The sequence below is a fragment of the Streptomyces sp. NPDC091377 genome (assembly GCF_044757045.1).
Lineage (GTDB): Bacteria > Actinomycetota > Actinomycetes > Streptomycetales > Streptomycetaceae > Streptomyces.
Map to the genome: position 1 here is coordinate 1 of NZ_JBIVUE010000030.1, position 25,004 is coordinate 25,004.

Consider the following 25,004-nt stretch of genomic DNA (forward strand, 5'->3'; position numbering starts at 1 on the left):
GGGGGGGGGGGTGGGGGGGGGGGGGGGGGGGTGGGGCCCCCCCCCCGGGGGGGGGGGGGCCCCCCCCCACCAGGCCCCCAGCTCGGCTTTTACCCGGCCTCGGTCTGGTCGGCGGCCACGTCGATCGCGGCGAGCGACTTCCGCACCTGGTTACGGTCCGTCGTGTACCAGAAGTCCGGCAGCGACGCCTTGAGGTAGCTGCCGTAGCGCGCCGTCGCGAGACGCTGATCCAGTACGGCGACCACACCCCGGTCCCCAGTCGCGCGGACGAGACGGCCGGCGCCCTGCGCCATGAGCAGCGCGGCATGCGTCGCGGCGACAGCCATGAAGCCATTGCCGCCCGCGTCCTCGACAGCCTTCTGGCGGGCACTCATCAGCGGGTCGTCGGGGCGCGGGAAGGGAATCTTGTCCATGACGACCAGCTGACAACTCGCCCCGGGGACATCGACGCCCTGCCAGAGGGAGAGCGTGCCGAACAGACAGGTCTTGGGGTCGGCCGCGAAGTTCTTGATCAATTCGCCGAGGGTTTCCTCGCCCTGGAGCAGGATCGGGAACTCTGGGATGCGTGAGCGCAGCTCCTCCGCCGCGAGCTGCGCGGCCCGCATGGAGGAGAACAGGCCGAGCGTACGACCGCCGGCGGCCTGGATCAGCTCGGTCAGCTCGTCCAGCATGTCGCCACGGTCGCCGTCGCGCGCGGGGCGCGACAGATGCTTGGCGACGTAGAGAATGCCCTGCTTGCGGTAGTCGAACGGGGACCCGACGTCGACGCCCTTCCACGGCGGGAGGTCCTCGCCCTCGGTTCCTTCGGGGGCCAGGCCCAGCGAGGCGCCCACGCCGTTGAAATCGCCGCCCAGTTTCAGCGTGGCGGAGGTGAGGACGACCGAGCGGTCGGTGAAGAGCTTCTCGCGCAGCAGGCCCGAGACGGACATCGGGGCGACCCTCAGGGACGCGCCGAAGCGGTCGTGCCGCTCGTACCAGACGACGTCCCACTCCGAGCCGTTCACCACCCGCTCCGCCACGTCGTGCACGGTCTCCACGGCGGCCAGCGCCTGCTTACGGACCGCGTCCTCGTCCTGCACGGACTTGTCACGGGTCGCGCCGATGGCGGAGATCACCGTACGGCAGGCGTCCCGCAGCGCCATCAGCGCGTAGGCGAGATCCTCCGGGATCTCCTCCAGACGCCCCGGCAGCGCCAACTCCATGATCCGCTCGAAGCCCTCCGCGGCGGTCTGGAGCTGGTCGGCGGCCTTCTCGTTGGCCAGCTTCGCGGCGCGCCGCACCGCGCGGTTGACCTGGCCCGGCGTCAGCTCGCCGGTGGCCACGCCGGTGACGCGCGACACCAGTTCGTGGGCCTCGTCGACGATCAGCACCTCGTGCTGCGGCAGGACCGGAGCGCCCTCGATCGAGTCGATCGCGAGCAGAGCGTGGTTGGTGACGACGATCTCGGCGAGCTTGGCCCGCTCGCGGGCCATCTCGGCGAAGCACTCGGCGCCGTACGCGCACTTCGTCGCGCCCAGACACTCGCGCGAGGACACCGACACCTGCGCCCAGGCGCGGTCGGAGACGCCCGGCGTCAGATCGTCCCGGTCACCGCTCTCGGTCCCGTCCGACCAGTCGCGCAGCCGCAGCAGGTCCTGGCCGAGCTTGCTGGTGGGGGCCGCCGCCTCGAACTGGTCGAACAGGCCCTCTTCCTCGTCCTGCGGGACTCCTTCGTGGAGGCGATGCAGGCACAGGTAGTTCGACCGGCCCTTGAGCATCGCGAACTCCGGACGGCGCCGGAGAAGCGGATGCAGTGCCTCCACGGTGCGCGGGAGATCGCGCTCCACGAGCTGTCGCTGGAGGGCCAGGGTGGCGGTCGCGACGACGACTCTCTCCCCGTGGGCGAGCGCGGGCACCAGGTACCCGAGCGATTTTCCGGTGCCGGTGCCGGCCTGGACCAGCAGGTGGGAGCCGTCGTCGATGACGTCCGCGACGGCTTCGGCCATGGTCACCTGGCCGGGGCGCTCCGTGCCGCCGACAGCGGTGACGGCGGCATGCAGGAGTTCGGGGAGTGAGGGCTTTGTCATAGCGCGACCACCCTACGGCTCGGGACTGACAATCGGGTGAGATCGCAGGTGGGAGGGGGTGAGAGGGGGTGGGTGCGTAAGGGGTGCGGTGGGAGGGGTGGGTGCGTAAGGGGTACGAGCGAGGGGTGTAAAGGGTGGTGAGCGAGGGGGGGTAAGGGGTGGCAGTGATGGGGGGCTGGGGGGTGAGTCTGGGGCGGGGGTGAGTCTGGGGAAATCGGGAACCGGATCGGCGCGAGCGGTGTACCAAAAGTGATGACGCTGCGGCGCACGGCTACAGCGCGTCACGCAGGGACCGGTCGCGGATCATCAGGGCGGCTCGTTTGTCGGGCAGGTGCGCCTCGGCGGCGAACCGGAATCCGGCGCTGAGGAAAGCGGAGACGGAGGGGGTGTTGCGAATGTCGGGTTCGGCGACGACACGGGTGCAGGTGGGACGGTGGTCGAGGATCAAGTCCGACACGGCCCGGAGCAGAGAGCCGCCGAGCCCTCGGCCTCGGTCGGGGGCGCTGCCGATGAGGAGATGTACTCCGGTGTCGTGCGGGCGAGCCGGGTAGTGGCGGGCCACCGGGTCCAGGTCGGCACGGTAGATCTCCCAGTAACTCATCGGCCTTCCCTCCAGGAGTCCCAGGCAGGGAATGCTGCGGCCGTCACCGAGCAGTTGGTGGCACAGATGATCCCTGACCGCGCTCTCGGGACCGTCCAGTTCCCAGTACTCGGCGACGGCGGGGTCATTCATCCAATGAGTGATCAGGGGCAGGTCACGGTGGAGGCGAACGGCGATCAGCTGGAAAGAACCGTCCGGTGTCTGTTTCGCCCCCCAGGTGGCGGGGCTGTCGAGGAGGTCGGGCAGGGCGACGGCTGCGGAGGCGGGGTGGGCACTGTCGGCCGTGGCTGCTGTGGCTGCTGTGTTGATGACGGTAGCTGGGGCTGGGGCGATGACGGTGGCGGTGGCGGTGGCGGTGCTCAGCGTGACGGTGGGCCGCACGGCGACGCTCCTCTCAGGTGACGGGGTCAGGTGTGGTCCACAGGAGTGGAAGGGCTTGTGATTCCACGGTGAGTGGGGGGGTCGGCCGTGGTGACCGGTCGGGGTGAGGGGCTCAGGCGTAGAGGGGGTTGGTGAGGGTGACGTAGACGGACTGGGTGTCGACCGGGCCGACGAGTTCGTCAAGGCCGTGGAGCCTGGTGAGGAGGTTGGCTTTGCAACGCAGGCTGGGTGAGTCCAGGAGAAGGGTGGGCAGTGTGGTGCGGAGTCGGGTGGGGCCGGAGGCGACGTCCTCCAGGAAGCGTCGGCAGGCGGCGAGAAGGAGACGCTCGTCGGCGAGGTGCTGGGAGCCGAAGGCTCCGATCAGGCCGAGCACATGGTTGATGCCGAGGTAGTAGGCGAAGCGCTCGTCGGTGACCTCGTCGGAGACGAAGGTGTCGCTGTGCTCGCCGACACCGGGGAGCCGGGCGTCGAGTTCCGCGCGTCGAGAGGCCCGGAAGTAGTAGCCCTGGTTGTCGCGATAGCGACCGCCGGTGGGCCAACCGTGCTTGTCGAGCAGGAGCAAGGTGTTCTGCTGGTGGGCTTCCAGGGCGATACCGGCCTCGCTGTCCAGCCAGAGGATGGGGCGGACCACGTGTTCCAGGTAGCGCAGGAACCACTCGGTGGCTACGGCGCTTCGCGAGCGGCCGGTGTCGGTTGCGAGGCGAGCAATCACCTCGGCGAGTCGAGAACTCTGCGCCGGGGGTGCGGTGCGAGGTGTGGGGAAGGTGGTCGTGGAGTCTGTCTGGGAAGCCGTTTCGGGAGTGGTGGTCCTGGGAGTAGTCGGCTGGGTCGCCTTGGCTGGCTGGGTTGGCTGGGTTGGCTGGTCGTTCCGGGCCGGCGAGGCTGTGGCCGGGGTCAGTGCCTGGGACGCTCCCGCTGCCGGGAACGGCCGTGGGGCGACCAGTCCCGCGATGCAGGAGACATCGTCCGAGGGCGTGAACGGGTTGTGGCGGATCATCACGTCCAGACCGCGTACGGGCTGGCCGTCGAGCCCGTCGACCGCCAGCCAGGCGGGGTCTCGGACGATGTCGAAGCCGGGGTGGGCTGCCTGCCACTGCCGGGTCAGACCGCTGCGGAGCAGACGGTGTACCTCGACTCCCCGGTGGAGTTCTTTGCGCAGGTTCTCCCGGCGGGAGTTGGTGATGCGGAGGCCGAGGGACAACTTGAGCATGGCGGGGGCACCGGGGCGGTGGACGGTGCGCACGGAGGAGGTGGGGTGCCAGGCGGGGCCGTGTAAGCCCAGGTCCCGGAGGAGTCCGGCCGCGAGGAGTGCCTCGGTCTCGGGACGGTGAAGGACCTCGCGCAGTTGCCAGGGGTGCAGAGGCAGGGCGGCGTGGCCATCGGGCAGGGGCAGGCCCGGTCCCGCGAGTTGTGCGGTGAGGTGGTGGGCGGGGATGACACGGCCTCGCTCGGTCCAGGCGGAGTCGGTGGCGAGAAGGGAGGGGGCTACGGAGAGCCAGTGCAGGGGGAACGAACCCCGTAGTTCCGGTGAGTAGCGTCGGGCTTCGGCTTCGGTGAGTCCCTCTCGGCTCTTGGGAGTCGGATGGAGGGGGTGGCCCAGGAGCAGGGCCTGTTCGGCGGAGAGGAAGAGGTCGGGGGGATCGGCCGGGCTGCGGCGGCGCTCGGTGATGAAGGTGACGGTACGGCGGAGGGAGTCGGCGACGCCGGCCACGAGGTCGGCGGGGGCGGTGGCGGTCGCGGCGGTGGAGTCGGGGGCGGGGGTGGAGTCGGGGGCAGGGGTGGAGTCCGGGGCGCGGGTGGCGCGTTGGCCGACGATGTCGGCTGATGGCTCGCATGGCTCGCGCTTCTCAGGGCCTGGGCGTTCCCAGCCCTCTTGTCGCTCTCGTGAGAGGAGGGCGGTGAGAGTGACCGCGTCCAGCGGTCGGGAGCGTTTGGGGGTGGGGACGGAGCCGGAGTCGGGGTGGGTGTGTGCGGGGGTTGGAGGGGTGGGGGGTGTCTCCAGGTGAGGGAGGCCGAAGCGGTGCCAGCCGGTCGGGGACCAGTAGTGGATCGGGACCAGGACGGTGGTGCCGGTGGCGGGGAGGGGGATGCGGAGGGTGTCGGTATCGGGCGCGGGAAGGTCGGTCTCCCGTACCCAGCAGCGGAGGAGGTTCTCAAGGGCTGCGGCCTGGGCGGCGGTGTGTGGGTCGGGGTGTTGGAGGAGGTCGGTGGTGGCGCCGTGGAGTTGTTCGGTGTGGGGGGCGCTGGGTTGCTGGTGGGGGATGGTGACGGGAGGCGGTGTGGTGGTCGGGGCGGGGGTCTGGTGCTCGGGGTGGTGTGGTGTGGTGTTCAAAGGGGTCCCTGAGGCTGGTGGCGGTGTGTTCCGGATTCCGGGCTCTCCGGTGTGGTGCGAGCGGTGTTCTCGCTGTGGGCGCGCTGATGGTGGGTGCGGTCGGCAGGGATCTCCGGCCTCTGGTCTCGCGTCCGGGTCTCGGGTCCAGGTCCGATCTCGGGTCCGGGTCTCCGGTCCAGGTCCGAGTCTCGGGTCCGGGTCTCCGGTCTCGGGTCCGGGTCTCGGGTCCAGGTCCGGGTCTCGCAAGGTACGGGCGGTGGGCGTGTGTTGAGGGGTGCAGTGCACGGTGCCCGGGGTGTGGCCCATGGTGTCGTCGCCCTCCCCTTGCTCGGAGGCGAGTCGGCGACTCGTAGTCCTCGAAGGCCGGTGCCTGGTTCTCGGCGTCGGGGCCGGTCAGAGGGCGGAGGCGGGCGACAAGCCCAGGTCAGGAGTGCCCGCCCATGGCTACCAACACTCCATGTCCGCCGGGGTTACGGGTTGGAGGGAGATCCCTGTGGTAGTGGAAGGGGCGCGGTACGGGCGCATGGGGTTCGAGGTGGGGTGGGGTGGTGCCGGGGCGCTGATTCGCTCCGGGGAGGGGGCGGGCGGAGGGCGGCTCGGGCACGGTGAGGTACGACGGGGTGGGCCGCACCGGGGTCGGAGGCGGTCGGCTCTCAACTGATGTCCCAGGTCGGCCGGTTCCGCGTCCCTACGCTGGATCGGATCAGGCGGCAACAGGGGTTGTCCGAGTCGGTGTTCGCGGGGGTCGGGGTGCTGGTCAGGGAGCCTGTGGCCGAACCGTTGCCGTTCCGTCGGAAGTCCCCCACAGCAACCGCATAGTGTGGGTGGCCGTTCCCGAAGGCCGGTGCGGTGGGGGCGGGAGGGGCTCTTGGGAGCGTCGCCGTGGCCGCCGTCGTAGGGCCGAGTCCGTTCATATCAGGGGGAGTAAGTCCATGCGATCCATACGGCCGTCGTTCACCGTTCGTCGCGGGAGGAGTGTGCGGCGTAGAACGTCTCCGGTGCTGGCCACGGTCGCGCTGGTCTCGGCTTTCGCACTCACCGCCACGGCTTGTGGGTCGGGTGACTCCTCGGCCGGCGGCGAGAGTTCGGCGTCGGCGACGGCAGCGGCGGACGACAAGAAGATCCAGATTCCGGATGACCTCAAGGACCGGCTCAAGGACCATGGGATCGATCTGGACTCCTGGCGGGACGGGGAGTGGAAGAACTGGGACCGCGAGGACTGGCTGCGCGAGGCGGACGAGTTCATCAACCCGATCATCGAGGGGTTGTGGGACCCGGACCGGATGCGGGACGCCGAGGAGCCTGACCAGAACGTCGACGACAACGACATCTCGGGCGATCAGGGGGTGACCGACCCGACGCCGGAGCCGGTGGAGGCGGCGGCCGTTCCGGCGAAGTATCACGACAGTGTCCCCGAGGCGGGGAAGCTGCTCTTCGACTCGCCCGAGGGCACGATGGTCTGCTCGGCGACGGTCGTGCAGGACCCGGCCAACCCCGGTAAGTCGAACATGGTGTGGACGGCGGGGCACTGTGTGCACGCGGGCAAGAGCGGTGGCTGGTACCGGAACGTCGCGTTCGTGCCGTCGTACAACGACTCGGCGTTGTCGACCGAGGAGTTGCAGTCCGCGACGGAGGAAGAGGTCGCGCCGTACGGGGTCTGGTGGGCCGACTGGGTGCAGACCTCGGACCAGTGGATCGAGCAGGGTGGGCCGACCGGTGGGGACGGGGCGGCGTACGACTTCGCGGTCATCCATGTGACTCCGGAGGAGGGCGGCTCGGGGAAGTCGCTGGAGGAGACGGTGGGTTCGGCGCTGCCGGTGAACTTCGACGGGCCGGCTGTGCCGGAGGTGGACAGCATCACGGCTACCGGGTACCCGGCGGCGCCGCCGTTCGACGGGCAGGCTCTGTACCAGTGTGAGGACAAGCCGGGTCGGCTGTCGCTGACTGAGGCGGACCCGACGATGTACCGGATCGGCTGCACGATGACGGGTGGTTCCTCCGGTGGTGGCTGGGTCGCCGCTGGGGCGGACGGCCAGCCCGCGCTGGTGTCCAACACCTCCATCGGCCCCCTGACCGCCGGTTGGCTGGCCGGTCCTCGGCTGGGTGACGAGGCCAAGGGTGTGTTCGACTCGGTGAGCAACAAGTTCGCCGGTCAGTGATGTCGTCGTAGGTGTGACGGCCGTCGGCTTGGCAGCGGCAGGCTCGGCGGTCGGCAGGCTTGGCGGTCGGCCGTCGGCTTGGCAGAGGTGGGTGTGACGGTCGTCGGAGTGGCTTGCGGGTGGCGGTCGTCGTGGCTCGGCGGGCCTGGCATCGGACGTGCGGTTGGGTAGAGCGACCTGCGTCCGGGCCGCTGACAGCGAAGGGGCCCGCCCCCACACCGGGGGCGGGCCTCTTTCATGGCGCCTGGGGTTCGCTCGCCGCCCGGTAGGTGCGGCGGGGCGAGTTGGTCAGGCGGCCGGGGTCGGGATGTACGGGGTGAGTTCGGCTGCCAGTTCCTCGTGGACCCGGACCTTCAGCAGGGTGCCGTCCGCCGTGTGCTCCTCGGAGAGGATCTCGCCCTCGTCGTGGGCGCGGGCGACCAGCTTGCCGTGGGTGTAGGGGACCAGGGCCTCGATCTCGACGGACGGGCGAGGCAGTTCGTCGTCGATCAGGGTCAGCAGTTCGGCGATGCCTTCACCGGTGCGGGCCGAGACGGCGATGGAGTGCTTCTCCGTGCGCAGCAGCCGCTGGAGCACCAGCGGATCGGCCGCGTCCGCCTTGTTGATCACGACGATCTCGGGTACGTCGGTGGCGCCGACGTCCCTGATGACCTCGCGTACGGCGGCCAGCTGCTCCTCCGGGACCGGGTGCGAGCCGTCCACGACGTGGAGGATCAGATCGGCGTCGCCGACCTCCTCCATGGTGGAGCGGAACGCCTCGACCAGGTGGTGCGGCAGATGCCGGACGAATCCGACGGTGTCCACCAGCGTGTAGCCACGGCCGCTCGGGGTCTCGGCGCGGCGCACGGTCGGGTCCAGGGTCGCGAACAGCGCGTTCTCGACCAGGACGCCCGCGCCGGTGAGGCGGTTGAGCAGGGAGGACTTACCCGCGTTGGTGTAGCCGGCGATGGCGACCGAGGGAACCTTGTTGCGGCGGCGTTCCTGGCGCTTGATGTCGCGCCCGGTCTTCATCTCCGCGATCTCCCGGCGCATCTTCGCCATCTTCTCGCGGATCCGCCGCCGGTCCGTCTCGATCTTGGTCTCACCGGGGCCACGGGTGGCGAGTCCGCCGCCCTTGCCGCCGCCCATCTGCCGGGACAGCGACTGACCCCAGCCGCGCAGCCTCGGCAGCATGTACTGCATCTGTGCCAGCGCGACCTGGGCCTTGCCCTCTCGGGACTTGGCGTGCTGGGCGAAGATGTCGAGGATCAGGGCCGTACGGTCGATGACCTTGACCTTGACGACGTCTTCGAGGTGGATCAGCTGGCCGGGGCTCAGCTCACCATCGCAGATGACCGTGTCCGCGCCGGTTTCGAGGACGAGGTCGCGCAGTTCCTCGGCCTTGCCGGAACCGATGTAGGTGGCGGCGTCGGGCTTGTCACGGCGCTGGACGACACCGTCGAGCACCAGCGCGCCCGCGGTCTCGGCGAGGGCGGCCAGCTCCGCGAGGGAGTTGTCCGCGTCCTGTACGGTCCCCGAGGTCCAGACGCCGACGAGGACGACACGCTCCAGGCGGAGCTGCCGGTACTCGACCTCGGTGACGTCCTCCAGCTCGGTGGAGAGGCCCACCACACGGCGCAGGGCGGCACGGTCGGAGCGCTCCAGCTGGTCGCCGTCACGCTCCCCGTCGATCTCGTGGCTCCAGGCGACGTCCTCTTCCATCAGGGCATCGGCCCGAAGACCTTCGGAGTAGCTGTGCGCGAGGCGCTGACTGTCCTGGGAAGGGGATGAAGAGGAGGTCATTTGATCCTTACGTCGATACGTCGATGGGATGGCTGTGCTGGCGGTGCCGGCGGTGGCATTGGCGGTGCCGGTGGCCGTGGCGGTGAAAACCACAGCTCACAATGCTTCCAACGCGTGAGACCGTCGCAGGATTCCCGTGGATTCCCGTGGGATTCCCGTGGGATTCCCGTGGGATTCCCGTGGGATTCCCGTGGTCGCAGCGTCGGGGCTCTGCCGCGGCGCCGACCCGTTGATGGTCTCACGGTGCGCCTCGTCTCGTCATTGCGTTATCGGGCGCGGGCTTCTCTTCCGGAGGCGAGTGCCGGGTCCCGGTCCGGGCCCCGGTCCGGGTCCGGGTCGGGCTTCCACTCCGGGTGGCCGGGCATCGGCGGGGTCTTCTCGCCGTAGAGCCAGCCCCGGAGGAAGCGGGTGAGGTCGCGGCCGGCGGTTTCGGAGGCCAGGGCGACGAAGTCCCGGGTGCTCGCCACGCCGTCCCTGTGGCGGCTCACCCAGGAACGCTGGAGGCGGTCGAAGGCGGCGGTGCCGATCTCCTGGCGGAGGGCGTAGAGGATCAGCGCGCCGCCGTCGTAGACGTTGGGGCGGAAGATCCCGAGCCGGTCGCCGGGGGCGGGCACCTTGGGGCGGGCCGGGGGCCCGCCGCTCGCGCGCCAGCGGTCGGAGGAGGCGTACGCGGCTTTCATCCGCGCCTCCAGCGTGCGGCCCGCCTTCTCCTCGGCGTACAGGGCCTCGTACCAGGTGGCGTGTCCCTCGTTGAGCCAGAGATCGGACCAGACGCGCGGGGCGACACTGTCGCCGAACCACTGGTGGGACAGCTCATGGACCATGATCGAGTCGACGTACCACTCGGGGTAGGCGGGATCCGTGAAGACCCGTAGCTCGAAGAGGGAGAGGGTCTGGGTCTCCAGTTCGAAGCCGGTGGCGGCGTCGGCCATCAGGACGCCGTATGTCTCGAAGGGGTAGCGGCCGACCTTGTCCTCCATCCACGCGATCTGGTCCGGGGTCTTCCTCAGCCAGGGTTCGACCTGGTCACGGGCGTGGGTGGGGACGACGTCGCGGACCGGCAGGGAGTGCGGGCCGGTGCGGTGGAGCACGGTCGAGCGGCCGATGGAGACCTGGGCCAGTTCGGTGGCCATGGGGTGCTGGGTGCGGTAGGTCCAGGTGACGGCCCTTTTCGACTTCTTCCCGTTGTTCTCTTTGTTCCCTTTATTCCCTTTGCTTGCCTTGTTCCCCTTGTTTGCGCTGTTTCCGTGATTCACCGGGTTTACTGGGTTAACCGGGTTCACGGGGTTTACAGGGTTCACGGGGTTCACGGGGTTCATTCCTGCGGGCAGGCCGTTGGCCACGGCTGTGTAGCCGTCCGGGGCGGTCACGCGGATGGTGAAGTACGCCTTGTCGGAGGGGTGGTCGTTGCACGGGAAGACCGTGTGCGCGGCGTCGGGCTGGTTGGCCATCGCAAGTCCGTCGCCGGTCCGCACCCAGCCGCTGTCGCGATCGCCGTCGGGCGCCGGATCACTGGTGTGCCGCACGGTGATCCGCGTCCACTCCCCCGCGCCCAGCGGATGCCCGGGCGTCACCACCAGGTCCTCGCCCGTGCCCTTGAAGTCCGCCGGTACGCCGTCCACCCGCACCGACTGGACCTCACCGTGGGTGAAGTCCAGGTTGACCGAGTCCAGCGGCCTGGTCGTCCAAGCGTCGATGGTCGTCACGGCCTGGAGCGGCTCGCCGTTGCTGCCGCCGTAGGTGAAGGAGAGGTCGTACGACGTCACGTCGTACCCCGGGTTCCCCAAGTCCCGGAAAAGCCGGTCCCCGATGCCCAGCGGGGTCGCGAGGGCGCTCGCGGCGACCAGGCAGACGGAGACGGCCGAGGCGAGCAGCGCGGATTTCAGACGGCGGGAGTTCCTGGACTCCGGGGGCTTCAGGCCCGCGCGTCGGGATTCCGAGGGGCGAGGAGTGCGGGTGGGGCCGTGCGTACGGGGTGGGAGGGCGGTGTCGAGGGTGTGCGGCATGGACCACGGCTACCAGCCGAGGGGGCGCGCGCCAGGGAGGACGCGCGCCGGGCTCGCTCGAACGGGCTCTCGGGCGGGACGCGGCAGGGGAGGGGGGAGGGGGGAGCAAAGTACGGCCGCGTCCCTTCCTCCCGTTCCCCACCATTCCCCTCTGCTCCTGCCGTTGGTGCTACGCCGTCGCCGCGTGCCGTGCCCGGCTCACGTCGAAGACACCCGGCACATTGCGCATCGCGCGCATGAGGGAGGGCAGTCCGGTCGCGTCGGGGAGTTGAAGGGTGTAGGTGTGACGGACGCGCTGCTGGCTGGGGGGTTCCACGGTCGCGGAGACGATCTCGGCGCCCTCCACCGCGATCGCCTCGGTGAGGTCGGCCAGCAGATGCGGGCGCCCGAACGATTCGGCTACCAGCGTCACCAGGCACTCGCTGCTCTCGCCCCAGCGCACACCGATCTCCGCGCGCCCGGCGCTCTTCATCCGGCCCACGGCGGCGCACTCCGCGCGGTGGACGGTGACCACTCCCCCGCGTACGGCGAACCCGGTGACCCGGTCGGGCGGTACGGGCGTACAGCATCCGGCGAGTCGGGCGTCTCCGCCGGGGTGGTCGAGCATGACGTCGGGGGTGGGGCGTGGCGACGACGCGGCGGGGGCGCCGGCGGTGATGGTGGTGGCGGTGGCGTTGGCGGAGCTGGTCGCGGCGGTGGCCTGTGCGTCCGCCACGGCTCCCCGCCCGGTGCCGACCGCGCTCCCGGTCCCAACCGCGCTCCCTGTACCGCTCCCGGCCGTGCTCCCGCTCCCGGTCCCAGCCCCGCTCCCGGCCGTGCTTCCGGTCCCAGTCCCAGCCGCGCTTCCGGCGCCGCTCCTCCGGGGGGGATCCGACGCGTCGCCCCGTACGGCACCTGGTGACGGAGGGGCCGGTGGGGCGCCCGGTGCGTCGCTGCCCCGTGGGGCGTCCGGTGAAGGCTCGGACGGCGTCGTCGCCGGGGTCGCCGGGGTCGGGTGGGTCGCCGGGGTCGGGTGAGTCGCCGGGGTCGCGTGGGTCGCGTGGGTCGGGTGGGTCGGGTGGGTCGACAGCCAGCGTTGGATGGCGATGCGCGCGGTGGGGGTGTGGGCGTGCTCCAGCCACTCGCGGGACGGTTCCGAGGCCGGGTCCTGGCCCATGAGGAGCTGAACGCTGTCGCCGTCCTTCAGGACGGTGCTCAGCGTCGCCAGACGGCCGTTGACGCGGGCGCCGATGCAGGCGTGCGCGTCCTCGCCGTACTGCGCGTAGGCGGCGTCCACGCAGGTGGCGCCCTCGGGGAGGCCCAGGGTGCCGCCGTCGGGGCGGAAGACGGTGATCTCACGGTCTTGGGCGAGGTCCTCGCGCAGGGTGGACCAGAAGGTGTCGGGGTCCGGGGCGCCGCGCTGCCAGTCGAGGAGCCGGGAGAGCCAGCCGGGCCGGGTGGGGTCGACGCGCTCGCCCTCGACCCGCTCGCCCTCGCCCCACGCACGCTCGGCCGGGACCTCCTGAGCCCGGGACTCCTCGGCAGGGGACGCGTACGGATTGCCGAGGGCGACGACGCCGGCTTCGGCGACCTTGTGCATCTGGTGGGTGCGGATGAGGACTTCGACAACCTGTCCGTCGGGGCGGGCGACGGCGGTGTGCAGCGACTGATAGAGGTTGAACTTCGGTACGGCGATGAAGTCCTTGAACTCCGAGACGACCGGCGTCATACACGTGTGCAGCTCACCCAGGACGGCGTAACAGTCGGCGTCCTCGCCCACCAGCACCAGCAGCCGTCCGAAGTCGGCGCCGCGCAGTTGTCCGCGTTTGCGGGAGACCCGGTGGACGGAGACGAAGTGGCGGGGCCTGACGAGGACTTCGGCGGGGATGTCGGCGTCCTGGAGCACCGCGCGGACGTCGCCCACCGTCAGGGCGAGGGGGTCGTCGGCGCGGGCGGCGTTCTCGGCGATCAGCTCGCGGGTGTGCCGGTACTCCTCGGGGTGCAGGATCGCGAAGACCAGGTCCTCCAGCTCGGTCTTGAGCGCCTGGACGCCGAGCCGTTCGGCGAGCGGGATGAGGACGTCGCGGGTGACCTTGGCGATGCGGGCCTGTTTCTCGGGGCGCATCACGCCGAGGGTGCGCATGTTGTGCAGCCGGTCGGCGAGTTTGATCGACATGACGCGTACGTCGTTGCCGGTGGCGACCAGCATCTTGCGGAAGGTCTCGGGCTCGGCGGCGGCGCCGTATTCCACCTTCTCCAGCTTGGTGACGCTGTCGACCAGATAGCGCACCTCCGCGCCGAACTCCGTGCCGACCTGATCGAGGGTCACCTCGGTGTCCTCGACGGTGTCGTGGAGGAGGGAGGCGGTCAACGTCGTCGTCTCCGCGCCGAGTTCGGCGAGGATGAGGGTCACGGCGAGGGGGTGGGTGATGTACGGCTCACCGCTCTTGCGCATCTGGCCGCGGTGCGAGGACTCGGCGAGGACGTAGGCCCTGCGCAGGGGTTCGAGGTCGGCGTCGGGGTAGTGGGCGCGGTGGGCGTCGACCACATGGCTGATCGCGTCGGGCAGTCGGCCGCGGGCCGGTGAGCCCAGCAGCGCGGCCCGGCCCAGGCGGCGCAGGTCGAGTCGGGAGCGGGTCTTGCGGCGGGCGACCGGGGCCGCGGCGGGAGCGGGGGCGCCGGGCACGGGTTCTGAGAAGGGGTCAGGAGTGACGACCACCGGGGCCGAGGCCGTGACCGGATCAGGAACGGCGGCAGCCCTGGCCGGATCAGCAACGGCCGCAGCCTCGGCCGGATCCGGGGTGGCAACCACCGGGGCCGAAGCCGTGAGCGAGTCTGGGGTGGTGAGCGGGCCCGGGCGGGTGATCGGGCCTGCGGTCGCGGGGTTCGTGGCCTCCGCACTCATGGGCACCTCCGGCTGCGTCGACCGGCGGACGGGATGCCCCATGGCGGACACGGCTCAGGGGGTGGCGATACCGTCCCCCGTCCGGGCCGGTGCTTGATGCTATCGAGCCCACCACGCCCGGCTGACCGCCTCCCGCCGAGCGTGAAACGGATCACCCATTCGAGCGACCGGAAAGAGGTTTACGCGCGGCAGTTGTACGGGGGTACGGAGCCGGAGATACCGGATACCTCTCGCGGCCCCATGAAGGGCACGACAACCGGCCGCCCTTGAGGAGCCGTCAGCCGACCGCGCCGGCCAGCCACTTCCCGTCGATCTCGCCCTCGGCGACGATCACCGCCGGGCCGGTCATCTCGATCTCGCCGTCCGGGCGTTCGGTGATGACCAGTCGGCCACCGGGCAGATCGACGGTGTACGTCGCCGGCGCCCCGGTCACCGCGGGGTCGACGCCGTCGCGGCGGGCGGCGGCCACGGCGACCGCGCACGCGCCGGTGCCGCAGGAGCGGGTCTCTCCGGCGCCGCGTTCGTGGACGCGCATCGCCACATGGCGGGGGCCGCGGTCGACCACGAACTCCACGTTGACCCCGTCCGGGTAGGCGGCGGCCGGGCCGAACGGCGGCGGGGTGAACAGGTCCCCGGCGTGGGCCAGGTCGTCCACGAAGGCCACCGCGTGCGGATTGCCCATGTTCACGTTGCGGGCGGGCCAGGTCCGCTCGCCGACGCTCACCGTCACGTCGCCCTCGGGCAGCAGCGCGCGGCCCATGCCGACGGTGATGTCCCCGGCTCCGGCCGCCTCCCGGACTCCGTCCCCTGCCACCTCCCCAGCCACCTCCCGGACCCCGTCCCCGGCCGCCCGGTCCTTGGCCTTCGCCAGGTGCACGGTCTTCACGCCCCCGCGGGTGGCGACGGCGATGTCACCCTCGGTGATGTGTCCGGCGCGCTGGAGGTAGCGGGCGAAGACGCGTACGCCGTTGCCGCACATCTCGGCGATCGAGCCGTCGCCGTTGCGGTAGTCCATGAACCACTCCGCCTCGGCCGCCATCGACGCCGCCTCCGGGTGCGCGGCGGAGCGTACGACGTGCAGGAGACCGTCGCCGCCGATGCCCGCGCGGCGGTCGCACAGGGCGGCGACGGCGGCCGGGGACAGGTCGAGGGCGTTCTCGGGGTCAGGGATGATCACGAAATCGTTCTCGGTCCCGTGGCCCTTGAGGAAGGCGATCCGCGTGCTCATCCCTCGATCGTACGGCGTGATCCCCGCACGGACGGAGTGAGGCGCGGTGGGCTCAGCCACGCAGCCGGGCGACCCGCCACACGGCGAGGACGACGACGGCCACCACGATCAGGACGTAGGCGAGGACGACCCGCCAGTCCGGGCGTCTGCCGGAGCCGCGCTGGGGCAGTCCGGGCCAGGAGTGGCCGACGCGGCGGGCGGCCGTCATGCCCCAGCCCGCGGCGCACGAGCAGATCAGCAGGCCCAGCATGGCGATCACGGCACCGCTGTCGCCGAAGTCGAAGGCGAGCGGGAAGGCGAACATCAGGGAGCCGAGCGCGGCCAGGGCCACGATGGGCGCGAGCTGCCAGATCCGCAGTTTGCGCTGCGGTCTCAGCTCGACCTCGACCTCGGGGCCGCCCGGGAACATCTCCTCGGGCTCCGGGCCGTCCTCCGTCACCCCGTCGGTGGTGTCGTCGGTGTCATCGGGTCCGTCGGGGCTGAGCCGGGGGTCGTCCGGCTCGGCCCGGCCGCGGTCGGCGGCGACGGGTTCGATGACGGGCTCGGTGTCTTGTGCGGTGTCGTCGCGAGGGCCGGCCTCCATCGCCACACGCCCTCCCAACTCGGACTCCAGGGTCGATCGAAGCTCGATGATGGCACGGCCTCGAAGGCCCGGATGACGGCCTGGGCGTCCCGATGCCATGACGTGATCAGGCTGTGACCGGTCGTTCGATCAACGTCAGTGCGAGTCGCGGAAGTTCCCTGAGATCCACCGCGGCCCCACTGAGCCAATGCACCCGGGGGTCGCGTCTGAACCATGAATCCTGACGGCGCGCGAAGCGCTTGGTGGCCCGGACGGTCTCGGCCCGTGCCTCTTCCATCGTGCAGTCCCCGGCCAGCGCGGCGAGGACCTGCTGGTAGCCGAGGGCGCGCGACGCCGTACGCCCCTCGCGCAACCCCTGCGCCTCCAGTGCCCGCACTTCCGTGACGAGTCCGGCCTCCCACATCCGGTCGACCCGGCGCGTGATGCGCTCGTCCAGTTCGGGGCGGGCCACGTCGACGCCGATCTGGACGGTGTCGTAGATCGAGTCGTGGCCGGGGAGATTGGCCGTGAAGGGCCGGCCGGTGATCTCGATGACCTCCAGCGCGCGGACGATACGACGCCCGTTGCTCGGCAGGATCGCCCGTCCGGCCTCGGGGTCGGCGGCGGCGAGCCGGGCGTGCAGGGCGCCCGAGCCGCGCAGGGTCAGTTCCTCCTCCAGCCGGGACCTGACCTCGGGGTCGGTGCCGGGGAACTCCAGGTTGTCCACGGCACCTCGGACGTAGAGGCCGGAGCCGCCGACGAGGACGGGCCAGCGGCCCTCGGCGAGCAGGGCGTCGATGCGGGCACGGGCGAGCCGCTGGTACTCGGCGACCGAGGCCGTGACGGTGACGTCCCAGATGTCCAGCAGATGGTGCGGTACGCCCGCCCGCTCCCGCGGCGTCAGTTTGGCGGTGCCGATGTCCATCCCCCGGTAGAGCTGCATGGAGTCGGCGTTGACGACCTCACCTCCGAGTTGCCGGGCGAGGAAGACGCCCAGATCGGACTTTCCTGCCGCGGTCGGTCCGACGACGGCGATGACTCGGGGGGTGGGGGGTGCGCTGCTCACCGCACCAGTCTCGCAAACCCGCCGGTGGGCACTCGAACGAGTTACGTGACAGGTGACGTGCGCGGTCGTTGCCCGTTGCGAGGTTTCGCCTCCGTCCGGCGAGACGGTGACCCCGGGTGACGCGATCGGACGCACCGGGCTACGCGGGATTTCGCCCGCACGAGTAACGTATGGAGTTGATATGGGCGTTTTTGCGCGACTTCTTCGGAGGTCGAAGGCCACGGAGAAAGCCACGGAGGAGGCGGCGACCAAGGGGGCTCCGGCCGCCGACGCGGCCGAGGTTTCCGCTGGTGAGGCGAAGGATGCGGTGGGCACCGCGGCGGCTGAGACCAAAGCCGGGGCCAAGACCAAGGCCGATGCTGAGGTCAATGCCGACGCCGATGCCGATGCCGGAGGCGGGCCCGACGGAGTGCAAGCGGCTGACGGGACCGAGGGAACCGACGGGGCCGACGGGGCTGGTGAGGCTTCGGAGGCCGTGAAGGTTCCGGGGACTTCGGAGACTCAGGACGCCGGGCAGACCGCGGAAGCCGTCGCCGAGGTCCCGGAAACCCCGAAGACTCCAGAGGCTTCGGCGGAATCGGCGGAATCGGCGGAATCGGCGGTGAAGGGTGCCGATGAGGGCGAGTCCGAGGGTTCCTCGGCGCGCGATGCCGAGGACGCCGAAGGTACGGTGACCTCGGGCGTCGGGATTCCCCAGCAGCAGTCCGCCGCGAAGGCCGCCGACAACGGAGCCGGTGAGAGCGCCCGCACGTAACTGGCCCGCTAGGGAAGGTGGACCATGGGTCTCCTGGACAATTTGAAGGCCAAGCTCACTCCGGCCAAGGACAAGGTGTCGGATCTCGCGCAGCAGCACGGGGGCAAGATCCAGCAGGGCATCGACAAAGCCGCGCAGGCGGTGGACGAGCGGACCAAGGGCAAGTACAGCGACAAGATCCACACCGGTACAGACAAGGCCAAGGGCGCCATGGACCGGCTCGCGCACAAGGACGGCGGTCCTGAAGGCACCGCCCCGGGTCAGGGCGGCACCGGGCCCACGGGAACCACCGGGTCCACCGGACCCACGGGGACCACTGGGACCACTGGGACCACTGGAACCACTGGGACCGCCGGTCCCGCTGGAGGGACCGGGCCGGGAAGTGCCGGTCCGGGTGGCGGCACCACCCCGCCGGACTCTCCGCCGCCCGCTCCCTAGCGGGTGCGGTGTGGCGTGGGCAGCCGCCCGCGCCAACGCGCCGCGTCACCCATGTCCGCCACTGGCAGACGGCATCCACCGGCAGACGGCCGCGGAGCACACGGCTCCCGGCCGTCGGCCGTCGGATCCCGGCCGTCGGCTCTCGGCCGTCGGCTCCCGGCCGTCGGATCCCGGCCGTCGGCTCCCGGCCGTCAGCCGTTCTCGGCGGATCTACGACCAGGCCGCCACCAGATACCCCACCCCGTACGGCGCGTCGTCGTACAGCAGGGATCCGGACAGCCCGGCGTCCTCCGCGGCGCCCGCGAGGACCTGCCAGGGGGCGCGGCCGGAGACCTTCAGCTGGCGGGACAGCGCGAGATCCAGCCCCTTGAGCGCCGCCACGTCGGCCGCGCCGAGCGCACGGGCCGCCGCCGCGTCGTACGGCGCCGCCCGCTCGTCCAGATAGCCCGGCGCCTTGAGCGTGCGGCACGCGCTGCCGTCGCCCATCACCAGCAGAACCACCCGCTCACCCCCGGCCCCGGCCGCTTCCCTCCCGATCTGAATACACCGCTCGGCATCGAACGGTTCCCCCACCGCCAGTCCCTCGATCGGGGCATCCGCCCATCCGGCACTGTTCAGCAGCCAGGCCGCGACCGCGAGGGAGGTGGGCAGCGGGCGTTCCGCCCCGGGGTCCGCGCTCGCCGTCTCCGGCTCCGCCCGCCCCAGCCGTACGTCGGTCTCCACCCCGAAGCCCCGGAAGTAACCGGGGGTCCCTTCGGCATACGACCCGAGTTCCCGCTCCCCGGCGGGGCCCACGACCAGCAGTCGGTCGGGCCGGGCCGCCGCGAGGACGCCGAGGGCGTCGACACAGGCGGCGCGCGCGTCGGCCATCTCGGGCGCGGCCCCCGAGGCGACCTCGGGGACCAGCAGCGGCGGACAGGGGCAGACTGCGGCGGCGACAAGCATGATCGGCAGCGTAGCCCCGGAGCGCGGCCGGAGCGATGTACGCCCCCTCACCCGCGCCGCCCGTACGGCTACCTGCGGGTCCGACCGGGGCGACGAGGTCCTACGGGGGCGACGAGTCCTACGACCTCGTACGACCTCGCACGGCGACGTACGGCGACGTACGACCTCGTACGGCGACGCCTACGAGGTACACGCGAGGGCGTACCGGGTGCGCGCCGCAGGTCAGCGTGCCGAACAGCCTCCGGTGGCCGCCGGCAGCGGGGCCGGGGCGCCGATCTGGGGGAGGCCGAGCATGACGCTGGCGGGCTGCGCGGGCTCGGCGTTGCGCTTGGCCCAGGCGTCGCCCGCGCGGGTGCGGCGGACGTCGAGGGTCTCGCCCTCGGCGAGGAGGTGGTGCGGGGCGGCGTAGGTGATGTCGACGGTGACCACGTCGCCGGGGCGGACCTCCTGCGCCGGCTTGGTGAAGTGGACCAGGCGGTTGTCGGGGGCGCGCCCGGAGAGGCGGTGGGTGGTGCCGTCCTTGCGGCCCTCGCCCTCGGCGACCATCAGGTCCAGGGTGCGGCCGACCTGCGCCTTGTTCTCGTCCCAGGAGATCTGTTCCTGGAGGGCGACCAGTCGCTCGTAGCGCGCTTGGACGGTCTGCTTCGGGATCTGGCCGTCCATGGTCGCCGCGGGGGTGCCGGGGCGCTTGGAGTACTGGAAGGTGAACGCCTGGGCGAAACGGGCCTCGCGCACCACGTGGAGGGTCTGCTCGAAGTCCTCCTCGGTCTCGCCGGGGAAGCCGACGATGATGTCGGTCGTGATGGCGGCGTGCGGGATGGCCGCGCGGACCTTGTCGATGATGCCGAGGTAGCGCTCCTGGCGGTAGGAGCGGCGCATGGCCTTCAGGACGGTGTCCGAGCCGGACTGGAGGGGCATGTGGAGCTGGGGCATGACGTTGGGGGTCTCCGCCATCGCCGCGATCACGTCGTCCGTGAAGTCGCGGGGGTGGGGCGAGGTGAAGCGGACCCGCTCCAGGCCGTCGATCGACCCGCACGCGCGCAGGAGCTTGCTGAACGCCTCCCGGTCGCCGATGTCGCTGCCGTACGCGTTGACGTTCTGGCCGAGCAGGGTGATCTCGGAGACGCCCTCGGCGACCAGGGCCTCTACCTCGGCGAGGATGTCGCCGGGGCGGCGGTCCTTCTCCTTGCCGCGCAGGGCGGGCACGATGCAGAAGGTGCAGGTGTTGTTGCAGCCGACGGAGATCGACACCCAGGCGGCGTAGGCGCTCTCGCGGCGGGTCGGGAGGGTCGACGGGAACGCCTCCAGGGACTCGGCGATCTCGACCTGTGCCTCTTCCTGGACGCGGGCGCGTTCCAGCAGCACCGGGAGCTTGCCGATGTTGTGGGTGCCGAAGACGACGTCGACCCAGGGGGCCCGCTTCACGATGGTGTCGCGGTCCTTCTGGGCGAGGCAGCCGCCGACGGCGATCTGCATGCCGGGGCGCCGGGCCTTCTTCGGGGCGAGGTGGCCGAGATTGCCGTAGAGGCGGTTGTCGGCGTTCTCGCGGACCGCGCAGGTGTTGAAGACGACGACATCCGCCTCGCCGTCGGCGCCCTCGGGGGCGCGCACATAGCCGGCATCCTCCAGCAGCCCGGCCAATCGCTCGGAATCGTGCACGTTCATCTGACACCCGTAGGTGCGGATCTCATAGCTCTTGGGGGTGTGAACGTCCACTGCGAGGCTCCGGTCGCTGCTGCTGGTCATGCGTCAAGGGTAGGCGGTGGCCGGAGCAGGCCCGGCCGTCCGCCCGACCGGGGTCAGGACCGGGGTCGGGACCGGGGTCTGGGCCGGGGTCAGGACCGGGTGCCGCGATCCGCTCCGGAAGGAGCCCCTCCGGGAGAGGTCCCTCCGGGAGGGCCCTGGGCGGGTTCGCGCGGCGGCTGGGAGAGGAGGCGGGCCGGGATGGCGAGGACCCACCAGTACTTGGCGGTGCTGGGTGAGGCGAAGGCGACCGGGATCGACGTGCCGAAGACCAGGACGAGCAGCAGGCTGTGCCGACACGACGCCTTGAGCCGAGCCCGGGAGGTGTGCGGGGCGGCGAGGGACGGTACGGCGAGCAGACGCAGGTACATGGTGGACATCAGGCCGGAGGCCAGGGTGATTGCTCCCGCGTAGATCACGGTGGCGATGACGGTTTCGCCGTACTGGTTGAGCAGTCGGGTCGGGAAGGGCAGGGCCGCGACGACGGCGAGGAGCCCGAAATAGGCGTAGAGGAGCAGGTGGTCCAGGGTCGCGATATGGCGGAACAGGGCGTGCTGGGCCAGCCAGAGGGCGCCGATGACGGCGAAGCTGAGGCCGAAGCCGGCGATGGCGGGGACGGCGTCGCGGACCGCCTGCGCCACCTTCGCGTCGGGCAGGCCCTCGGGGACGGTGATCCCCAGGGCGAGCAGCGTGATCGCGATCGCAAAGACGGCGTCACCGAAGGCGGCGAGGCGCGCGGCTTCCACGGTGGTGGCACGGCCCCGGCGGAAGCGGATGCGGGGGCGGATGCGGGGGCGGAGATGGAGACGGGGAGCGACCGAACGGTTCGTCATGTAGGCGGCGCCAAAAGGGTGTGTGAGGGGGAGGCGTCCGAGTCGGGGGGAAACTCGGGTCAGGTCAGGACTACCACGCGGTGGTCCGTCGCCGAGCGGACCACTCGGCTACTCCGTGACCCCCTGCTCCTCCTTCTGCCCCTCCTCCTGCTCCTGCTGCTCCTGCTCCTCCTCCTGTTCCAGTTCCAGTTCCAACTGGTACACACAGGTCCGCCGATAGGCCCGGAATCCCAGCCGCTCGTTCACGGCGAGCATGTGGGTGTTGTCGTCGGCGTTGTCCGTCTCGATCTCGGTGACGGTCGGGTGGTCGGCCCGTACCCTGCGCACCATCGCGGCCTTCAGCAGAAGCCCGAGCCCGTGCCCCCGGTGCTCGGGCACCACGACGGTGTCGTACTGCTGGGCCCTGTCCTTCTCCCCGGGCCGGAGCACGACCTCGGTGTATCCGGCCATGCGCTCCCCGGCCATGGCGGCGACCGTCAGCAGGGTGTCGCCCCGGTCGGCCACCACCCGGGCCATCGCCCGGACGCGCTCGGCGTCCCAGTGGCGGCTGCCGAAGTCCATCTCGCCGGTGGGCATGTCGTTCATGGCGTTCTTGGCGGCGGCGAGGGCGTCGGCCAGCGCGTCGGGGACGGTTCCGGTCCAGGTGACGAGGGAGTGTCCGGGGGGCACGGAGTCGGCCCACCGGGTGTCGGCGCGGGCCGTGTCGAGCAGCAGGTGGGTCAGGGGCAGTACGGGGCGGAATCCCTGGGCGACCGCGAACGCTGCGCCGGGTCCGTCCACCACGACCCGACCGATGAGGGCGCGGCGTCCCTCGGCCCGCATGGCTGCCACCACCTGCGTGAGCAACTCCGCGCCGACGCCTTCCCTGCGGTGCCCGGGGTGGACGGACATCTCCAGTTCGGCCAGATGCCGCTGCCCGGCCGAGCCGAACAGCAGCAGGGAGGCCACTCCCACCGTCCGCCCCTCGGGATCGGCGGCCAGCCAGAAGCGCCGGTCGCCGTCCGGTGGCGCGGCGGCCCGGAGCGCGCCGAGTACCTGTTCGGGGCTCGGCGGGGTGTCGTCGGGCAGATCGTGCCGGACGGCCGCGGCCGTCACCTCGTACCAGGCGGCGGCCTGGGCCACGGACACGGCGGAGACGGAGGTGATGCGGAGCGAGGGCGGAAGGGAAGGCGAGAGCGAGGAGGGCATGGGGTGACCCTAGGCAGCTGTCCCCCACGGCCACCTCCCCTTATTTTTCGGGGGCGTTCCTCAGGGATCCACCAGCCCCGCCCGGATCGCGTACCGCGTCAGCTCCAGCCGGTCCCGCATGCCCAGCTTCTGGAGCAGATTGGCCCGGTGCCGCTCGACCGTCTTCGCGCTGATGAAGAGGAGTTCGCCGATCTCCTTGGACGTGTGCCCCTCGGCGACCAGCTTGAGGATCTCCTCCTCGCGTTCGGTGATGGCCCGCGCGGGCAGCCCGTCACCGCGCTGGAGCCGCTCCAGATACGACCGCACCAGCGCCCGCTCCGCCCCCGGATACACGAACGGTTCCCCGCGCACGGCCGCCCGGCACGCCTCGACCAGATCCCGGTCGGCGACCGACTTCAGCACATATCCGCAGGCCCCGGCCTTGAGCGCCTCGAAGAAGTACTGCTCGTTGTCGTACATCGTGAGAATCAGGATGGGCAGATCGGGCAGTCGCCGGGCCAGTTCCCGGGTCGCCTGGAGCCCGGTCATCCGCGGCATCGCGATGTCCAGGACGGCGAGATCCACGTCCCCGGCCCGGGCCCGCTCCACCGCCTCCGCCCCGTCCCCGGCCTCGGCGACCACCGTCAGATCCGGTTCACCGTCGAGGATCAGCCGCACTCCACGTCGTACGAGCGTGTGGTCGTCGGCGAGCAGCACACGGGTGGGATCGGCCGGGCGGTTCACCGGGGCACCCCGGCGGCGGCCGGGTGGTCCTCGGGTGCGCCGACGGAGGCAAGGCCCGCACGCCGCAGCGCAATCCGCAGTCCTACGTCCGTCCCGTGCCCGTCAGGTCCGGGGCCCAGGGCGAGTTCGGCGCCGACGAGCAGGGCGCGCTCACGCATCCCCGCGATCCCGGTGCCCTCGGCCCGGTCACCGGGGCCGGCGCCGCGCCCACCGATTCCGGGGCCTTCGCCGTGCCCGGCATCGCGACGTGCCCCACGACCGGGGCGATGTCCGATGCCGCGGCCGTTGTCCCGGACGGTCAGTTCCACGGCGTCCGGCAGCACGGCGAGCCGGAGTTCGGCGCGGTCGGCGCCGGAGTGCCGGGCGGTGTTGGTGAGGGCCTCCTGGGCGACCCGATAGAGCACGAGTTCCGTCTCGCCGGTCAGCCGCGGCATCTCCCCCGCGATGTCATGGCGGACCGTCAGCCCGTGTGCGGTGAACTCGGCGGCGAGCGCTCGCAGCGCGCTGACCAGCCCCAACTCATCGAGGACGCCGGGGCGCAGGCGGCGGGCGATGCGGCGGATCTCGTCCAGACCGGCCCGGGTCGCCTCCTGCGCCTGCCCCACCTCCTCCCGTAGTTCGCCGGGAACCCGGTCGGCGACCCGCTTGAGCTGGAGCAGTACGGCGGTGAGGGTCTGTCCGACCTCGTCGTGCAGTTCCCGGGCGATCCGGTGCCGCTCCCGTTCCTGCGCCGACAGCGCCCGTGCCGCACTGCCCGCCCGCTCCGCCGCCAGCCGGTCGAGCATCGTGTTGTACGTCGTGATCAGCCCGGCCGCTTCCGCCGGTCCGGCGACGACCGCGCGGGACCCGGGGCGCAGCAGGTCGGCGGTGTCCATCGAGCGGCCCAGCCGTTTGAGGGGGGCGAGGCCCACGCGCAGCACCAGGGCGTTGGCGACCAGCAGTGCGAGAAGCCCGGCGCCGATGACGAGCGCCTCACCGGACCGTACGGGGGTGGAGACGGTCACGGGGCCGAGCAGCAGCGCGGCGGCCAGGACGAGGCCCAGGGAATTCAGGGAGAAGATCCGCCAGAACAGCGACACGTTCCCTGCTCCGCCCCCCGCGCTCCCTCGGCACTTCTGTGCCGCCGTCAGCCTCATCGCCCGCGCCGGGCGACGTATATCCGTCACAGCACCCATGTCGCCACCGTATGCGAGGGTGACAGCATGGCGGCGCCGCCCGGAGCGACGGCGGAGCGACGGCGGAGCGACGGCGGGACAGCGGCAAGACCAAGGCAAGCCCAAGGCAAGACCGCTTGCGGGACCGCGGCCGAGGCT

At 71.3% G+C, this 25,004-nt stretch carries 18 protein-coding genes; 3 read left to right on the forward strand and 15 right to left on the reverse strand.

From position 1 onward, the window contains the following. Window positions 1-89: 89 nt before the first annotated feature. From ACIQNG_RS37035 to ACIQNG_RS37045, 3 genes are all read right to left on the reverse strand, one after another. Complete coding sequence (locus ACIQNG_RS37035; RefSeq protein WP_401491399.1) at window positions 90-2,066, reverse strand: ATP-dependent DNA helicase; 1,977 nt, start codon at window positions 2,064-2,066, stop codon at window positions 90-92. A gap of 271 nt (window positions 2,067-2,337) precedes the next feature. Next, window positions 2,338-3,048, reverse strand: a complete 711-nt coding sequence (locus ACIQNG_RS37040; RefSeq protein WP_401491401.1) for a GNAT family N-acetyltransferase — start codon at window positions 3,046-3,048, stop codon at window positions 2,338-2,340. 112 nt (window positions 3,049-3,160) lie between these two features. Further along, complete coding sequence (locus ACIQNG_RS37045) at window positions 3,161-5,380, reverse strand: IucA/IucC family protein (protein ID WP_401491403.1); 2,220 nt, start codon at window positions 5,378-5,380, stop codon at window positions 3,161-3,163. 932 nt (window positions 5,381-6,312) lie between these two features. Here ACIQNG_RS37045 and ACIQNG_RS37050 point away from each other — a divergent pair. Then, the gene (locus ACIQNG_RS37050) at window positions 6,313-7,539 is read left to right on the forward strand and encodes a trypsin-like serine peptidase (RefSeq protein WP_401425315.1); all 1,227 of its coding nucleotides are present in this window, start codon (window positions 6,313-6,315) and stop codon (window positions 7,537-7,539) included. Window positions 7,540-7,827: 288 nt separating this feature from the next. Here ACIQNG_RS37050 and hflX read toward each other — a convergent pair whose 3' ends face one another. From hflX to miaA, 6 genes are all read right to left on the reverse strand, one after another. Then, the gene (gene hflX / locus ACIQNG_RS37055) at window positions 7,828-9,321 is read right to left on the reverse strand and encodes a GTPase HflX (RefSeq protein ID WP_401491406.1); all 1,494 of its coding nucleotides are present in this window, start codon (window positions 9,319-9,321) and stop codon (window positions 7,828-7,830) included. A gap of 266 nt (window positions 9,322-9,587) precedes the next feature. Then, window positions 9,588-11,327, reverse strand: coding sequence for a M1 family metallopeptidase (locus ACIQNG_RS37060; RefSeq protein ID WP_401491408.1), 1,740 nt, complete (start codon window positions 11,325-11,327; stop codon window positions 9,588-9,590). Window positions 11,328-11,496: 169 nt separating this feature from the next. Beyond that, window positions 11,497-13,992 (reverse strand): RelA/SpoT family protein, encoded by a 2,496-nt coding sequence (locus ACIQNG_RS37065; RefSeq protein ID WP_401491410.1) that lies wholly within the window; start codon window positions 13,990-13,992, stop codon window positions 11,497-11,499. 496 nt (window positions 13,993-14,488) lie between these two features. Continuing rightward, complete coding sequence (gene dapF / locus ACIQNG_RS37070; protein ID WP_401491412.1) at window positions 14,489-15,439, reverse strand: diaminopimelate epimerase; 951 nt, start codon at window positions 15,437-15,439, stop codon at window positions 14,489-14,491. Between the two features lie 52 nt (window positions 15,440-15,491). After that, complete coding sequence (locus tag ACIQNG_RS37075) at window positions 15,492-16,022, reverse strand: hypothetical protein (RefSeq protein ID WP_401425303.1); 531 nt, start codon at window positions 16,020-16,022, stop codon at window positions 15,492-15,494. A gap of 106 nt (window positions 16,023-16,128) precedes the next feature. Next, entirely contained in the window at window positions 16,129-17,067 is a 939-nt protein-coding gene (gene miaA / locus ACIQNG_RS37080) for a tRNA (adenosine(37)-N6)-dimethylallyltransferase MiaA (RefSeq protein ID WP_401491414.1), read from the reverse strand. 181 nt (window positions 17,068-17,248) lie between these two features. Between miaA and ACIQNG_RS37085 the strand changes: the two genes are divergently transcribed. After that, window positions 17,249-17,821 carry a hypothetical protein gene (locus tag ACIQNG_RS37085; RefSeq protein WP_401491416.1) on the forward strand — a complete coding sequence of 191 codons (573 nt, stop codon included), beginning with the start codon at window positions 17,249-17,251 and terminating at the stop codon, window positions 17,819-17,821. Between the two features lie 24 nt (window positions 17,822-17,845). After that, window positions 17,846-18,259 (forward strand): antitoxin, encoded by a 414-nt coding sequence (locus ACIQNG_RS37090; RefSeq protein WP_401491417.1) that lies wholly within the window; start codon window positions 17,846-17,848, stop codon window positions 18,257-18,259. A gap of 210 nt (window positions 18,260-18,469) precedes the next feature. Here ACIQNG_RS37090 and ACIQNG_RS37095 read toward each other — a convergent pair whose 3' ends face one another. The 6 genes from ACIQNG_RS37095 to ACIQNG_RS37120 all read right to left on the reverse strand — a co-directional run bounded on the left by ACIQNG_RS37095 (window position 18,470) and on the right by ACIQNG_RS37120 (window position 24,770). After that, window positions 18,470-19,204, reverse strand: coding sequence for a class III extradiol dioxygenase subunit B-like domain-containing protein (locus ACIQNG_RS37095; RefSeq protein ID WP_401425294.1), 735 nt, complete (start codon window positions 19,202-19,204; stop codon window positions 18,470-18,472). 222 nt (window positions 19,205-19,426) lie between these two features. Continuing rightward, window positions 19,427-20,950 (reverse strand): tRNA (N6-isopentenyl adenosine(37)-C2)-methylthiotransferase MiaB, encoded by a 1,524-nt coding sequence (gene miaB, locus ACIQNG_RS37100; protein ID WP_401491420.1) that lies wholly within the window; start codon window positions 20,948-20,950, stop codon window positions 19,427-19,429. 89 nt (window positions 20,951-21,039) lie between these two features. Then, a complete protein-coding gene (locus tag ACIQNG_RS37105) occupies window positions 21,040-21,780 on the reverse strand; it encodes a TMEM175 family protein (RefSeq protein WP_401491422.1) in 741 nt (246 codons plus the stop codon). Between the two features lie 108 nt (window positions 21,781-21,888). Next, a complete protein-coding gene (locus ACIQNG_RS37110) occupies window positions 21,889-22,968 on the reverse strand; it encodes a GNAT family N-acetyltransferase (protein ID WP_401491424.1) in 1,080 nt (359 codons plus the stop codon). Between the two features lie 60 nt (window positions 22,969-23,028). Continuing rightward, on the reverse strand, window positions 23,029-23,691 hold the full coding sequence (locus ACIQNG_RS37115) for a response regulator (RefSeq protein WP_401425284.1): 663 nt from the start codon (window positions 23,689-23,691) through the stop codon (window positions 23,029-23,031). After that, window positions 23,688-24,770, reverse strand: coding sequence for a sensor histidine kinase (locus tag ACIQNG_RS37120; protein ID WP_401491426.1), 1,083 nt, complete (start codon window positions 24,768-24,770; stop codon window positions 23,688-23,690). Before ACIQNG_RS37120 ends, ACIQNG_RS37115 begins: the two co-directional genes overlap by 4 nt. Window positions 24,771-25,004: the final 234 nt, after the last annotated feature.